This window comes from Nocardiopsis moroccensis (assembly GCF_055763695.1).
The window spans coordinates 2,293,179-2,308,124 of sequence record NZ_CP199747.1; the positions used below are offsets into that span (position 1 = coordinate 2,293,179).

General features: G+C 70.6%; 13 protein-coding genes. 10 read left to right on the forward strand and 3 right to left on the reverse strand.

What is annotated here, in order from left to right; all coding sequences use genetic code 11:
- Positions 1-26: 26 nt before the first annotated feature.
- Positions 27-737, reverse strand: coding sequence for a hydrogen peroxide-dependent heme synthase (gene hemQ, locus ACUKCB_RS10270; protein WP_473040286.1), 711 nt, complete (start codon positions 735-737; stop codon positions 27-29).
- A complete protein-coding gene (gene hemG / locus ACUKCB_RS10275) occupies positions 734-2,203 on the reverse strand; it encodes a protoporphyrinogen oxidase (protein ID WP_473040287.1) in 1,470 nt (489 codons plus the stop codon). The genes hemQ and hemG overlap by 4 nt, the downstream gene beginning before the upstream one ends.
- A 182-nt stretch (positions 2,204-2,385) precedes the next feature.
- Between hemG and ACUKCB_RS10280 the strand changes: the two genes are divergently transcribed.
- On the forward strand, positions 2,386-3,498 hold the full coding sequence (locus tag ACUKCB_RS10280; protein ID WP_473040288.1) for a DUF4349 domain-containing protein: 1,113 nt from the start codon (positions 2,386-2,388) through the stop codon (positions 3,496-3,498).
- 66 nt (positions 3,499-3,564) lie between these two features.
- Here ACUKCB_RS10280 and hemE read toward each other — a convergent pair whose 3' ends face one another.
- A complete protein-coding gene (hemE, locus tag ACUKCB_RS10285) occupies positions 3,565-4,533 on the reverse strand; it encodes a uroporphyrinogen decarboxylase (RefSeq protein ID WP_473040967.1) in 969 nt (322 codons plus the stop codon).
- Between the two features lie 335 nt (positions 4,534-4,868).
- On the opposite strand from hemE, the gene ACUKCB_RS10290 reads away from it, so the two are divergent.
- The 9 genes from ACUKCB_RS10290 to ACUKCB_RS10330 all read left to right on the forward strand — a co-directional run bounded on the left by ACUKCB_RS10290 (position 4,869) and on the right by ACUKCB_RS10330 (position 14,912).
- Positions 4,869-5,444 (forward strand): DUF3000 domain-containing protein, encoded by a 576-nt coding sequence (locus ACUKCB_RS10290; RefSeq protein WP_473040289.1) that lies wholly within the window; start codon positions 4,869-4,871, stop codon positions 5,442-5,444.
- Between the two features lie 127 nt (positions 5,445-5,571).
- Entirely contained in the window at positions 5,572-6,822 is a 1,251-nt protein-coding gene (locus tag ACUKCB_RS10295; protein WP_473040968.1) for an HRDC domain-containing protein, read from the forward strand.
- 213 nt (positions 6,823-7,035) lie between these two features.
- Positions 7,036-8,019 (forward strand): tetratricopeptide repeat protein, encoded by a 984-nt coding sequence (locus ACUKCB_RS10300; RefSeq protein WP_473040290.1) that lies wholly within the window; start codon positions 7,036-7,038, stop codon positions 8,017-8,019.
- A gap of 91 nt (positions 8,020-8,110) precedes the next feature.
- On the forward strand, positions 8,111-8,695 hold the full coding sequence (locus ACUKCB_RS10305; RefSeq protein WP_473040291.1) for an FBP domain-containing protein: 585 nt from the start codon (positions 8,111-8,113) through the stop codon (positions 8,693-8,695).
- 211 nt (positions 8,696-8,906) lie between these two features.
- The gene (locus ACUKCB_RS10310) at positions 8,907-10,082 is read left to right on the forward strand and encodes a thiolase family protein (RefSeq protein WP_473040969.1); all 1,176 of its coding nucleotides are present in this window, start codon (positions 8,907-8,909) and stop codon (positions 10,080-10,082) included.
- Positions 10,079-12,172: a 3-hydroxyacyl-CoA dehydrogenase NAD-binding domain-containing protein gene (locus tag ACUKCB_RS10315; protein WP_473040292.1), complete on the forward strand. Its 2,094-nt coding sequence runs from the start codon at positions 10,079-10,081 to the stop codon at positions 12,170-12,172. The genes ACUKCB_RS10310 and ACUKCB_RS10315 overlap by 4 nt, the downstream gene beginning before the upstream one ends.
- Positions 12,173-12,309: 137 nt before the next feature.
- Positions 12,310-12,972, forward strand: coding sequence for a hypothetical protein (locus tag ACUKCB_RS10320; RefSeq protein ID WP_473040293.1), 663 nt, complete (start codon positions 12,310-12,312; stop codon positions 12,970-12,972).
- Positions 12,973-13,242: 270 nt separating this feature from the next.
- The gene (iscB, locus tag ACUKCB_RS10325) at positions 13,243-14,652 is read left to right on the forward strand and encodes an RNA-guided endonuclease IscB (RefSeq protein WP_473040294.1); all 1,410 of its coding nucleotides are present in this window, start codon (positions 13,243-13,245) and stop codon (positions 14,650-14,652) included.
- A gap of 32 nt (positions 14,653-14,684) precedes the next feature.
- Complete coding sequence (locus ACUKCB_RS10330; RefSeq protein WP_473040295.1) at positions 14,685-14,912, forward strand: hypothetical protein; 228 nt, start codon at positions 14,685-14,687, stop codon at positions 14,910-14,912.
- Positions 14,913-14,946: the final 34 nt, after the last annotated feature.

The following is a 14,946-nucleotide window of genomic DNA, read 5'->3' on the forward strand; positions in this document are numbered from 1 at the left end:
CGCCGTCCGGCGGGGCGGGGCCGCGGTTACGGCAGAGCGTGCACCAGCTCGGCCACGCTCTTGCGCCGCCCGGTGTAGAAGGGCAGTTCCTCACGGGTGTGCAGACGGGCCTTGGCTCCGCGCAGGTGGCGCATCAGGTCCACGATGCGGTGCAGTTCGTCGGCCTCGAAGGCGAGCAGCCACTCGTAGTCGTTGAGGCCGAACGAGGAGACCGTGTTCGCGCGCACGTCCGGGTACGGGGCGGCCATCCGGCCGTGCTCGGCGAGCATGGCGCGGCGCTCCTCGTCGGGCAGCAGGTACCACTCGTAGGAGCGCACGAACGGATACACGCAGATGTGCTCGCGCGGCTCCTCCCCGGCCAGGAAGGCGGGGACGTGGCCGCGGTTGAACTCGGCGGGGCGGTGCAGGCCCACGACCGACCACACCGGGGTGCCGGCACGGCCGATCCGGGTGCGGCGGAAGTCGGCGTAGATGTTCTGCACCTGCTCGGGGGTGTCGGCCACCCACCAGAACATGATGTCGGCGTCGGCGCGGAAGCCCTGGACGTCGTAGCTGCCGCGGGTGGTCACGCCCTGCTCGGCGGCCTTGTCGAACAGGCCCTGGAGCTCCTGGGCCGCCGCACCGCGGTCGACCTCCTCCAGGCTGTCGACCCTGAAGACCGACCACATGGTGTACCGGATGAGTTTGTTGAGGTCGGTGCCGTCCTGGGTGATGGCCTCGTTCTGCTGCCCCGTCACGGGTTGACTCCTTGCTGGTTCGGTCCGTCGGCGCTCTGGTCGCCGCGGTCGGTGTGACTGTGGTCGGTGAGGGTGTCGGCCAGGCGTCCGGCCTCGCGGTCGGCGTCGGCGACACAGGCGGGGATGCCCACTCCCCCGTAGGCGGCGCCGCACACCCCGAGGCCGGGGTGGCGCCGCACACCCGAACGGATCCGCTCCACCCGGGCGGCGTGACCGACCGCGTACTGGGGCAGTCCGTCGGTCCACCGGGTGACGCGGGTCTGGACCGGGGAACCGGTCAGGCCGGTGACCCGGGCGAGGTCGGCGAGGGCGACCCGGGCCAGGTCCTCGTCGGAGCGGCGCAGAGCCGCGTCGTCGCCGGACCGGCCGATGGAGCAGCGCAGGACGACCAGGTCCTCACCCGGGTTGACCCTATCCAGCTCACGGGCCAGCCAGGGCCACTTGTTGCTGGAGAAGGTGGCGGCCTTGATGGTCAGCCCCTCCCCCGCCGGGACCAGGAAACCGGTCCCGGTGAGGGGCTCGGGGAAGGCCGCGGCGGGCAGGGCGAAGGTCACCAGCGCCATGCTCGCGTACTCGATACCGCCCAGCTCCCGTGCGGCGTCGGGTTCGGTGTCGGCGAGCAGGCGTGCCGCCTCGGGGGCGGGGCAGGCGAGCAGGACCGCGTCGCAGGCGACCCGCTCCCCGCCGTCCAGTCGCACGCTCCAGCCCTGGGGGGTGCGCTCCAGTGCCCGCGCCCGGGTCCCGGTGCGCAGGTCCGGCTGCCGCTCCGCCAGCGCGTCCACCACCGAGGCGACCCCGCCGCGCAGGGAGGCGAAGACGGGACCGGAGCCGGTGGGGGCGGAACCCCTCTCCCGGAGGCTGGTGCGCACGGCCCCCATCAGGGAGCGGCTGCTGCGGGCCATCGGGGCGATCTGCGGAAGGGCGGAGTCGAGGGAGAGCTCGTCGGCCCGGCCGGCGTAGACGCCGCCCAGGAGGGGTTCCACGAGCCGTTCCACCACCTGACGGCCCATGCGGGTGCCGACGTAGGCGGCCACGGGCACGTCGGAGCGCACCGGGGTGCTCGGCCAGACCAGGTCGAGTGCGGCCCGCAGGGTCCCGGCGGGGGAGAGCACACCGCTGCGGGCCAGGGCGCGCAGGTCGCCGGGGACGCCCATGAGCTGCCCCTTGGGGAGGGAGCGGACGCGGCCCCGGCTGTAGACGGCCGCGGCCCCGGGGCCGGGGTGCACCACCCGCTCGTCCAGGCCGAGTTCGGTGAACAACTCCAGTGCCTCGGGCCGGCGGGCGAGCACCGCCTCGGCGCCGGCGTCGACGGACACGCCCGCCACGGGCGAGGCGCGAAGCTTGCCCCCCGGGGTGTCGGCGGCCTCGACCACCGTGGTGGTGACGCCCCGGCGGTTGAAGCGGTGCGCGGCGGTGAGTCCGGAGACCCCGCCCCCGATCACGACGACATGCGGTGCTTCAGGCATACCACCAGCCTCCCAGATGCCGCGGGTCACAGTGATCCGCCGCCCCCGAAGCGGGACGTCGGTCCGGGTATTGGGACCGTGGGGCCCGGGGCCGGGGGACGGTCGGCACCCCCCGGGCCGGACGTTGCGGTCTCGTTACCGCCGGGGCGCAACGGCGGCGCCGCGGGACGCGTCGAAGCGGTATGGACACTCCATCGCTCCCCCAGGCGGGCCGTGTCGCCGGGATGACCGTCGCCACCGGCCTCGCTGCTCTGTTGTTCACCGCCTGCGGTGCCACCACCGAGAACATCGGTGCGGCCGACGGCGGCGGTTCCGCCGCCGAGTCCGCCGACCGGGCCGCCCCCGGCGCCCAGACCGAAGCCGATGCCGCCGAGGAGGCCGCCACCGCCGAGGAGGGCACAGGTGAGGGCGGTGTCGGTTCGGACGTGGAGGTCGGTGACCGGCAACTGATCCACACCGCGAACATGACCGTACGGGTCGACGACGTGGCCGAGGCCGCCGAACTGGCCAAGGAGATGACCCTGGGCGCGGACGGCTACGTGGCGAACGAGAGCCTGTCCACGCCCGCCGGCGGCTCTCCCGAGGGCAACCTGGTCCTGCGCATCCCCAACGAGGACTACGAGGGCGCGCTGGACGGGCTGGCCGATCTGGGCGACCGCTCCGAACTGGAGCGGTCGGTGGAAGACGTCACCGAGGAGGTCGCCGACGTCGAGAGCCGGATCGAGTCCTCGGAGACGGCCCTGGAGACCCTGCGGGGCTACCTGGAGGAGGCGGAGGACGTCGACGACCTGCTGCGCGTGGAGAGCGAGATCCAGCAGCGCCAGGAGGAGTTGGAGGCGTTCCAGGCCCGGTTGGAGTCGCTGCGGAACCGGACCGCCTACTCCACCGTGCACCTGACCCTCGTCCCCCCGGCCACCTACCTGGAGGAGACCACGGAGGAGTCCGTCGGTTTCCTCGGCGGTCTGGAGCGCGGCTGGCGGGCCCTGGTCGGTCTGGGCCAGGGGATGGCCGTGGTTGTGGGGTGGCTGCTGCCCTTCGCCGCGGTGCTCGTGGTGCTCGGGGCCGGGCCGCTGTGGCTGTGGCGCCGACGCCGCGGGGCACGGGCCCTGGCTGCCTCCCCGGTCGCCGCGCCCGCTGACCCGGCCGACACCGACACCGACACCGACACCGACCAGGACCGTACCGGCGCCAGGGGCGCGCCGCCCCGCCAGGAGGGGCCCGAGGGCACGGTCCGGAATCCGGAGACGGACGAGGGCCCGGAAACGGACGGGGACCCCGGAAACGACGAGAGATGACCCGACGCGTCGGCGCCCGGCTCCCCGAGAGGGGGCCGGGCGCCGACGGGTGTCCGCGGGACCGCCCTAGCCGGCGGTCTCCTCGTGGACGAAGGCGGTGAGCCGTTCGAGCATGGCCGGGTCGGTGCTGGGCAGCACGCCGTGGCCGAGGTTGAAGATGTGGCCGTCGGCGGCCCGCCCCCGCGCGAGGATGTCGCGCGTGCGGTCGGCGACGACCTCCCAGGGGGCGAACAGGGTCGCGGGGTCCAGGTTGCCCTGGAGCGCCGTGCCCGGCTGGACCCGCTGCGCGGCCTTGTCCAGGGGAACGCGCCAGTCCACGCCCACCACGTCGGCCCCGGCCTCGCTGAGCAGGCTCAGGAGCTCGCCGGTGCCCACACCGAAGTGGATACGGGGCACCTCGTAGTCGGCCAGCTGACCGAAGATCCACGAGGTGTAGGGCAGCACCGAGGCGCGGTAGTCCTCGGCGCTCAGCGCGCCGACCCAGGAGTCGAAGAGTTGGACCGCGCTGGCCCCGGCCTCGATCTGGGTGCGCAGGAAGCCCAGCGTGATGTTGGCCAGGCGGCGCATGAGCTCGTCCCACAGCTCGGGCTCGCCGTACATCAGGGCCTTGGTGTGCTCATGGTTCTTCGACGGCCCGCCCTCGATGAGGTACGAGGCCAGCGTGAACGGAGCGCCCGCGAAACCGATGAGCGGCTTGTCGCCGAGCTCTCCCACGAGCCGGCCGACCGCCTCGGTGACATAGGGGACGTCGCCGGGTTCGAGGTCGCGCAGGCGTTTGATCCCGCCGGCGTCCCGGATCGGCTCGTCGACCACGGGGCCCACACCCGGCTTGATGTCCAGGTCGATCCCGATGGCCTTGAGCGGCACGACGATGTCGCTGAAGAAGATCGCGGCGTCGGTGTCGTACCGGCGGACCGGCTGCATCGTGATCTCGGCGATCATGTCGGGTCGCGCACACGCCTCGAGCATCGGCACGTCGGCGCGAACCCTTCGGTACTCGGGCAGTGAGCGCCCGGCCTGGCGCATGAACCACACCGGAGTGTGGGACACCGGAAGGCGCCGGCAGGCGCGGAGGAATGGAGATTCTTGAAGCGTCACCCTTGAATCGTGCCATGCCCTCTCCGGTGGTCCCACTCGGATCACCCGAGAGGCTTCCCGCGGCGGGCGCGGACGGGGCCGAACCGTGGCCGCCACAGGCCGTGCGGTCCCAAGATCATCACAAAACACCGACACGCCGGAGGAACTGCGGCCGCCCGCCGGTGACTCGTGCCACGGTCGAATCCGTGCCCACCATCACACCATCGGCGGGACCGTCCCGGCGACCCCCGCCAGGACGTGATCACCACAAAACGAAGGCTGACGTTTCCACCATGCCCGATGTCGGTAGCGCCGAGAACGCACAAGAGACGTTCCGGCGGGCGGTCGAGGCCCTGCACTCTCCCCTCATCCGGCCCGAGATCACCGTCCGGGAGATCCCCTCACCCCAACGGCTGGCTCCCCACTCCGCCGCCGTGTCCGCCGAAGTGTCGGTCCACGGCGAGGAGATCGCCTGGGGCCGGCTGATCGTCCTGTACGACCCCGAGGGCACTCGCGACTGGCCCGGCCCCTTCCGGGTGGTCTGCCAGGCCAACTCCGAACTGGAATCGGAGATCGCGACCGACCCCCTGCTCGGCCCGGTCGCGTGGAGCTGGCTCACCGACGCCCTGGAGGCCCACGGCGCCGCCCACCACTCGCTGAGCGGAACGGTCACCCGGGCCACCACCGAGGGGTTCGGCACCAAGGCCCACGAGGGCGCCACCACCGAACTCGAGATGCGTGCCTCGTGGACGCCCGAGTCGGAGGACCTGTCCGGACACATGAGTGCCTGGCTGGCGCTGCTGGCCTCGGCGTCGGGGCTCCCGCCCCTGGACGTCACCGACATCGCACGCCAGCGGTCGCGTCCCTGAGGCGTCCGAGGCACCGGCCCACGGGCCGTTCCGGAACCTCGCCGGGCAACGCCGGCGGGCGCTCCCGGAACGGCCCGTATCTGCGTCCGGTGGCGACAGCGCATACCGTAGTGGTGTGGCGAACGCGTTGAACTCCAAGACAGAACCCCGCGAACCAGACAACGAAGACGCGGAGAGGGCGCCCCTACTTCGGGAACCACGCGAGGGCCTGCCTGCGGTCACCGCCGACGCCGACGCCCTGTCCGGCGTCATCGCGGCCCTCGGCGCCGGCTCCGGCCCCGTGGCCGTGGACGCGGAGCGCGCCTCGGGTTACCGGTACGGGCAGCGCGCGTACCTGGTGCAGGTGCGCCGGGAGGGTTCCGGTTCGGCCCTGATCGATCCGATCGCCTGCCCCGACCTGAGTGAGCTGAACGCGGCGATCGGGGACGCCGAGGTGGTCCTGCACGCCGCGCACCAGGACCTTCCGTGCCTGTCGGAGATCAATCTCCGGCCGACCCTGCTGTTCGACACCGAACTGGCCGGACGACTGCTGGGCTACCAGCGGGTCGGGCTCGGGTTCATGGTGGAGCGGCTGCTGGACGTACGCCTGGCCAAGGAGCACTCGGCGGTGGACTGGTCACAGCGCCCCCTGCCCGAGGACTGGCTGAGGTACGCGGCGCTGGACGTGGAGATCCTCATCGAGCTCCGCAACGCCCTGGAGGCGGAACTGGCCGAGACCGGAAAGCTGGAGTGGGCCCGGGAGGAGTTCGCGTCCGTGCTGGCCGCCCCGCCCAAGGAGCCCCGCCCCGACCCCTGGCGGCGCACCTCCGGGATCCACAAGGTCCGCAACCAGCGCGCCCTGGCCGCCGTGCGGGAACTCTGGTACGAGCGCGACCGCATCGCCCAGGAGCGGGACATCTCCCCCGGCCGGGTACTGCCGGACGCGGCGATCGTGGAGGCGGCCACGGCGATGCCGCGCACCACCGCCGACCTCACCAGGATCCGGCAGTTCGGGATCAAGCTGGCCCGCCGCTACGTGCACACGTGGATCAAGGCGGTCGACCGCGCCCGTGAGATGGACCAGGCCGAACTGCCCCGGCCCAACGCGCCCGGCGACGGCCCGCCCCCGGTGAACCGCTGGGCCGACCGCGCCCCCGAGGCGGCGCGCCGTCTGGAGGCCGCGCGGGCGACCGTGACGGGGATCGCCGAGGACGTCGTGATGCCGACCGAGAACCTGCTGCTGCCGGACACCGTCCGGAGGTTGGCGTGGGCGCCTCCGGAGACCGTGGACCCGGGCTCCGTGGGTGAGTTCCTGCGCACGCGAGGCGCCCGGAACTGGCAGATCGGGCTGACCGCGGAACCGCTGGCGACAGCCCTTCGGGAGGCGGCAAAAGCGTGATCATTACCCCCTTCCGTCACTTTGAACCAAAACGTGATTGAAGTCACCACCCCTCAAGGGCGGTTCACGCCTGTTCCGTAGCCCGTTGTCCGATTAAGTTATAGAAACGTGCCCTGAGACCTCAGGGGCGTTCAGCTTCTTGTACGGGTGTGTACCGGACCGTGGGCCCAAAAGGCCCCGGTCTGCGTGATCAGGGAAATGTGGTGAGTCTGCTTGTCGTTCTGGCGTGCGCTTCTGCGCGAGACGGGGTTGACGCGTTCTGCCAAGGTCGAGTCGGCTGAGGCCGCCGCACCCACTGCCGAGGAGCACCTCGAGGAACGCACCGCGCCCGTGCCCGAGCGGGTGCCGGAGCCCGCTGTCCGGGTGTCCACCGGGGCGCCCCAGCGATCCCTGCCCCAGCGGCCCGCCGCCGCGCCCCCGACCCCCGGGATGCGCGCGGCCTCACTGGAGCAGAGCCTGCGGTCACTGGTGGAGCGGTTGGGGACCGAGCACCCGGACACCATCACCGCCCGCAACAACCTGGCGACCAAGTACGCGCAGATGGGGCGGCGCCAGGCGGCCGTGCAGCAGTTCGAGCTGGCCCTGGGCGAGGCCGTGGCGGTCTACGGGGACGACCACCCCCGCACCGAGATCATCCGGGAGAACCTGGCCTGGGCCCTGGAGGACGCGGGCCGTCCGGCCGACGCCGCCGGGCAGTGGGAGACCCTGCTCAGCCAGCGGGAGAACCAGTTCGGTCCGGCCGACGAGGACACCGTGGAGGCGCGCATGCGCCTGGCCGTGTGCTACCGGCGCAGCGGCCGGGTGGACGCCGCGGTGGCCCACTACGCGCGGGCGATCGAGGACGTCACCTCGACCGAGCGCCGTGAGGAGCTGCGTCTGGGCATGAGCGCCGCGCAGAGCATGGCCGGGCGGTACGAGGAGGCCATCTCCCAACTGCGCATGGTGCTGGCCGGGCGCCGACGCCGGCTGGGCAAGGGCCACCTGGACACCCTCACGGTGCACCACCGGCTGGGCCGCTCCTACACCCAGGCCGGTCGCGCGGACGAGGCCGTGGAGGTGCTGCGCGAGGCGTACCGGGTGGCGCTGAACTCCTCCGGCGACCCGGAGGTCCGCCGACTCACCATGCGGCTGCGCAGGGACCTGGCAGGCGCCTACAACGCGGCGGGCCGCCACCGCGAGGCCGACGCGCTGCTCTGACACACCCGGGGCACGCACGGGGCCGGGGACTCCATGAGGGGTCCCCGGCCTCCGGTGTGTGCGGGGCACCCGCGGGGAAGGTGCCCTCCACGTGCGAAAACCATTCGCGCGAGCCGCCGGAGGTTGGCAGGATCCGTCCGGTGACAACGTCGACCCACCGGAAGAGACCATGCGCGAACTGAGCACCGAGGAGATCCGCTCCTCGTTCGTCAACTGCCCCAAGGGCGAGGCCAAGCGGATGCACTTCCCACCGACCATGCCGCTCCTGGACTGGGAGGACATGGACTTCATCGGTTGGATCGATCCCAAGGCACCCGGCCGCGCCTACATGGTGGTCGACGCCGGGGACCATCCGGTGGGGATCGCCCTGCGACTGCCGACCGCGAACCGCAGGACCGACTTCTTCAAGACGATGGCGTGCTCGTTCTGCTTGACCGCGCACCCCGCCGGGGGCGTGCGCCTGTTCAGCGCACCCAAACCCGGCAAGGCCGGCAAGCGGGGCGACACGGTGGGCCTGTACGTGTGCGCCGACCTCGCCTGCCCGCTCTACACGCGCGGCAAGCGGGAGTCCCCGCTGATCCAGCCGTCGGAGGCGCTCACCCGGGAGGAACGCGTCCAACGCCTGCGCCTCAACGTCGACCGTTTCGTAGGCTCCCTGCTCAGGCACGGGGACTGACGCCGCTCCCTCGTTCGTCCGGAATCTCCCTACAGGCGACCGCGTTGGTCCCTGTGGCCACAAGCGCCGAAAGTAGGGGCTGTCCTCTTCCTCGGAAGTGGTCGGCCCCGCCGCTCGCACTATTTGTTACTGGCGAGTAGCATGGGCCCATACAGTCCACCCACCGCTTGGAGAAGGAGGGGCCATCGTGTCGCGAACTGCCCGCGATGTCGTGTTTGTCGATGGGGTCCGCACCCCGTTCGGCAAGTCAGGCAAGGGCCTCTACGCCGAGACGCGCGCCGACGACCTGATCGTCCGCGTCATCCGCGAACTGATGCGCCGTAACCCGGGCCTGCCCCCGGAGCGCGTCGACGAGGTCGCCATCGCCGCCACCACCCAGATCGGCGACCAGGGACTGACCCTCGGGCGCACCGCCGCGATCCTCGCCGGGCTGCCCAAGAGTGTCCCCGGTTACTCCATCGACCGCATGTGCGCCGGCGCGCTCACCGCGGCGACCACCGCGGGCGCGGGCATCTCCTTCGGTGCCTACGACGTCGTGATCGCCGGTGGCGTCGAGCACATGGGCCGCCACCCCATGGGCGAGGGCGTCGACCCCAACCCCCGGATCATCTCCGAGAAGCTGGTCGACCCGTCCGCCCTGGTCATGGGCAACACCGCCGAGAACCTGCACGACCGGTTCCCGACCATCACCAAGGAGCGCGCCGACGCCTACTCGGTGCGCAGCCAGGAGAAGGTCGCCAAGGCCTACGCCGACGGCAAGATCCAGCCCGACCTGGTCGAGACCCTGGTCCGCTCCGCGGAGAAGGGCTTCGGTCTGGCCACCCAGGACGAGCCGCCGCGCCCCGGCACCACCATGGAGTCGCTCGCCAGTCTGAAGACCCCGTTCCGCGCGCACGGCAACGTGACGCCCGGCAACGCCGCCGGTCTCAACGACGGCGCCACCGGCACCCTGCTGATGGCCGAGGAGGTCGCCGAGGAGCTGGGCCTGGACGCCAGGATGCGCCTGGTCGACTTCTCCTTCACCGGCGTCGAGCCCGAGGTCATGGGTGTGGGACCGGTCCCGGCCACCGAGAAGCTCTTCGCCCGCCAGGGCATGACGATCGACGACGTCGGCCTGATCGAGATCAACGAGGCCTTCGCCGTCCAGGTGCTCGCCTTCCTGGAGCACTTCGGCATCGCCGACGACGACGCCCGCGTCAACCCGTGGGGCGGCGCGATCGCCGTCGGCCACCCGCTGGCCTCCTCCGGCGGTCGCCTGATGATGCAGCTCGCGCGCCAGTTCGCCGAGCGCCCCGACGTCCGCTACGGCATCACCACCATGTGCGTGGGCCTGGGCATGGGCGGAACCATCCTGTGGGAGAACACCAACTACGAGGGGGGCAAGTGAGCACCGCCATCGAAGAAGCCCGCGAGCTTTTCAAGGACGAGGTCGTCACCAAGGCGATCTCCCGCGATGTCGAGCTCCCCTACGGCGCGGGCACCGCTGTCCTGATCACCCTGGACAACGGGCACGACCACACCAAGCCGAACACCTTCGGCCCCGGCGGCCTCCTCAGCCTGGACGCCGAGATCGAGGCCGCCAGGGCGCGCACCGACATCGTGGCCGTGGCCGTCACCGGCAAGCCGTTCATCTTCGCGGTCGGCGCGGACCTGACCGGCGTCCCGGCGCTCCAGAACCGCGAGCAGGCCGAGGCCATCGGCAAGCTGGGCCACGACGTGTTCCGCAAGCTCGGCGAGCTGGACGTACCGACCTTCGCGCTGATCAACGGCGCGGCCATGGGCGGCGGTGTCGAGGTGGCGCTGCACTGCGCCTACCGCACCGTCTCCTCCAGCGTCCCGGCCTTCGCGCTCCCCGAGGCCTTCCTGGGCCTCGTCCCCGGTTGGGGCGGCACCTACCTGCTGCCGAACCTGATCGGCGCCGAGAAGGCCCTCAAGCTCATCGTCGACAACCCGCTCGCCCAGAACAAGATGATCAAGGGCAAGCAGGTCTTCGAGATGGGGATCGCCGACGCGATCTTCGAGCCCGCCGACTTCGTCGAGGAGTCCCTGCGCTGGGCCGCCAAGGTCGTCAAGGGCGACATCGAGGTCGAGCGCCCCGAGGTCGACAAGGGCGAGGCCTGGGACAACGCGGTCAACATGGCCCGTTTCACCGTCGAGGGCAAGCTGCACGGCGCCGCCCCGGCCCCGGCCCGCGCCGTCGAGCTGGTAGCAGCGGCCAAGACCGCGACCCGTGACGAGGGCTTCGACGCCGAGGACCAGGCGCTGGCCGACCTGATCATGAGCGACGAGCTCAAGGCCGGCCTGTACGCCTTCGACCTGGTGCAGAAGCGTGCCAAGCGTCCTGCCGGCGCCCCGGACAAGTCGCTGGCCCGCAAGGTCACCAAGGTCGGCGTCGTCGGCGCCGGTCTGATGGCCGGCCAGCTGGCCCTGCTGTTCGCGCGCCGCCTGGACGTGCCGGTCGTGATGACCGACCTCGACCAGGGCCGCCTGGACAAGGGTGTGGACTACGTCCACGGCGAGGTCGACAAGCTCCTGAAGAAGGGGCGCGTCAACCAGGACAAGGCCAACCACCTCAAGGCCCTGGTCACCGGTTCGCTGAGCAAGGACGCCTTCTCCGACGCCGACTTCGTCATCGAGGCCGTCTTCGAGAAGATGGAGATCAAGCAGCAGGTGTTCGCCGAGGTGGAGGCCGTGGTCTCCCCGGAGGCGATCCTCGCCACCAACACCTCCTCGCTGTCCATCACCGAGATGGCGTCGAAGCTGAAGCACCCCGAGCGGGTCGTGGGCTTCCACTTCTTCAACCCGGTCGCCGTCCTGCCGCTGCTGGAGATCGTCCGCGGCGACAGGACCGACGACGCCTCGCTGGCCACAGCCTTCGCCACGGCCAAGAAGCTGAAGAAGACGTCGGTGCTGTGCAAGGACGCCCCGGCGTTCGTCGTCAACCGCCTGCTCACCCTGTTCATGGGCGAGGTCCTGGCCGCCGTGGGCGAGGGCACCGAGCCCGAGGTCGCCGACCGCGCGGTCGCGCCCCTGGGCCTGCCGATGTCGCCGCTCATGCTGCTGCAGCTGGTCGGCCCGGCCGTCGGTCTGCACGTGGCCGAGACCCTGCACGAGGCGTTCCCCGAGCGCTTCGCGGTCTCGCCGCAGCTGGAGGCCGTGGTCAAGGCGGGCAAGGCGGAGATCTTCGCCCCGGACCTGACCATCGACCCCGAGGTGAAGGAGCTCCTCAAGGGCGGGGACAACCCGTCCGAGGAGAGCGCGATCCTGGACCGCGCCCTGCGTGCCCTGGCCAGGGAGGTCCAGCTGATGCTGGACGAGGGTGTCGTGGCCGAGGCCGCCGACATCGACCTGTGCCTGATCACCGGCGCGGGCTGGCCCTTCCACACCGGTGGCATCACCCCGTACCTGGACAAGGTCGGCGTGTCCACCGCGGTGAACGGCAAGCCGTTCCACGAGGGCGACCCGAAGGCCTTCTAGGTCTGAGTGACCCCTGAGGGCCCGGTCTCCCCGCGAGGGAGGCCGGGCCCTTTTCGCGTTTCCCCAGGAAAACGACTTCTGCACGCATTTCAACTACTCGAACATACTTATCGGTAGCCCTGTGTAATGTTCTTCCCGTGGTGATCTCCCCTGAACACCAGATATACGCGGAGTTGTTCTCCGACTCCCCCGACATGGCGGTGGCATTTCTGCAGGATCTCGGGGTGGAGGTACCGAAGTACGAACGGAGCGAGCTGACCTCCTGCGATCTCGGCCACGTCGACCCGGTCGAACGCCGTTCCGACGTGGCAGTCCTGCTGCGCGGCAAGGTCGGCAAGGGCCCCCTCGGCAAGCTGATGGGCATCGTCGTGGAGGTCCAGAGAGACGAAAAGCAGCGTAAGCGCTTCACCTGGCCCGAGTACGTGGCCGCGCTCCGCACCAAACACGAGTGCCCGGTATCACTGCTGGTCATCTGCCCCCGGCAGCACGTGGCCGACTGGTACAGCAAACCCATCCCCCTGGGGCACCCCGGTTTCGTCCTCACCCCCGTCGTCCTGGGGCCGGAGAGCATCCCGGTGATCACCGACCCGGAGGAGGTCGGCCGCTGTCCGACCCTGGGCGTACTGTCCGCGGCCGCCCACGGGCCGGCCGACCCGGGTGTGCTCAAGGCTCTACACAGCGGCCTGGATTCCATCGACCAGGAAATAGCGACGAAGTATATTGGCTACGCGCTGCACCTGCTCACCGACAGCAACGGCCAGCGGGCTTTGGAGGCACTCGTAAAGAGATCTCGGGTCTGAGGGCCCGGGCTTTCAGCCCTTGTGGTTGGGGGCCGCCTTTACCAGCCACCAGCCATCACCAAGGAGGTGACCTTGATGGCTACGTTCCGCGTAGGACCAAAGACCCACCCACCTGTGCTTCCTCATCCCGCCCGTCGCCCGCCACCACCCTCAACAGACGCCTCCGGCGCAGTCCTTCTGGCTCTGGAATCGGAGTCAGCAGAAACGCCCCGGATCGGGCACGAAACGGGACTCCGACACCGCCGCCAGGCGGTACCCGGCGCGGACCATGTGCGAGGGGAGACCACCAGTACCTCACCTGATGCCGGTGGCGTCACCCCCAACCCTGTTGGGGAGCAGGGCCGTGAGGCCCACACCAAAAAGAGCGACCCCTACGTCTTCGTCCTGGACAAGAACAAAACACCCCTGCAACCCTGCCCGCCCGCCCGGGCCCGCAAGCTCCTTGCTAAGGGGCGTGCCGTGGTGGCCCGGCACACCCCCTTCACCATCCGACTCACCAACCGCACCGCCGAAGAATCAGAAGTGGACGGTGTTCAGGTCGGGATCGACCCCGGAAGTAGGCACACCGGTATCGCCCTCTTCACCGCCCGAGCGGGGGAGCGCCGGGGCCGATACAGCATCCAGCTCGACCACCGAGGCGCCCAGATCCGCAAGAAGATGCAACAACGTGCGGGGTACCGGCGGCGGCGCCGGAGCGCGAACCTGCGCCATCGCACCCCACGCTTTGCCAACCGCACCCGCCCCCGGGGATGGTTGGCACCCTCGCTACGGCACCGGGTGGAGACCACCCTCGGTTGGGTGGAGCGGCTGTGTCGGTGGGCACCGGTCAAGGCGGTACACGTGGAACGGGTCGCGTTCGACACCCACGCCCTGTCCGCCGGGAAACCCTTGGAGGGCGCGGAGTACCAGCAGGGCACCCTGGCCGGGTTCGAGGTGCGCGAGTACCTGCTGGCCAAGTTCGACCGGGCCTGTGTGTACTGCGGGGCTGTGAACGTGCCGCTCAACCTCGACCATGTCCACCCGCGTTCCCGGGGCGGGTCGGACCGGGTGTCCAACCTGGTGCTGGCGTGCGTGCCCTGCAACCAGACCAAAACGAACCGGCCCGTCGAAGCATTCGTGACCAGAAAACACACCCTGGCCCGGGTTCTGGCCAGGGCAAAAGCCCCGCTACGGGACGCGGCCGCTGCGCAGTCCACCCGGTGGGCGCTCTGGCACGCGTTGGACCAGCGCCTACCCACCCATGTGGCCTCGGGTGGGCGCACCAAGTTCAACCGCACCCGCAACCAGCTCCCCAAAACCCACACCCTGGACGCCCTGGCCGTGGGCAAGATCGAGGCCATCACCCAGACCGTGGCCCGGGTACTGGTCGCCGGGTGCGCGGGCCGGGGCTCCTACGCACGCACCCGCCCCGACAAACACGGGTTCCCGCGGCTGCGCCTGCCCCGCACCAAAGGGTTCTACGGGTTCTCCACCGGGGACCTGGTCCGCGCCGTGGTGCCCAAGGGCACGAAGAAGGGGACTCACACCGGGCGGGTCGCGGTACGCGCCTCGGGCAGCTTCAACATCACCACCACCCAGGGCACCGTCCAGGGCATCAACCACAAGCACGTGCGTCTGCTCCAACGAAACGACGGCTACGCCTACACCTGGAAGAAGGAGGGCGTCTTCTCCCGGTCCTGAAGGACCGGGTTTCCACGCCCAACAAACCGATGATGACGGAGACCTACGAGTACACCAGTGCCTGGACCGAGAGTCTCAGGGCAGAGGGAAAGGCCGAAGGCAAGGCCGAGGCCATCCTGCACATATTGGACGCACGAGGCAAGACCCCCACGGATGAGGCACGGGAGCGCATCGAGGAGTGCCGTGATCTCGACCAGCTCGACGTCTGGTTCGACAGGGCCCTGAGCATCGATCACGCGGACGAACTCTTCGAGGACTGAAGCCCTACGTCCGGCCGACCGCCCCCGGTGGGGG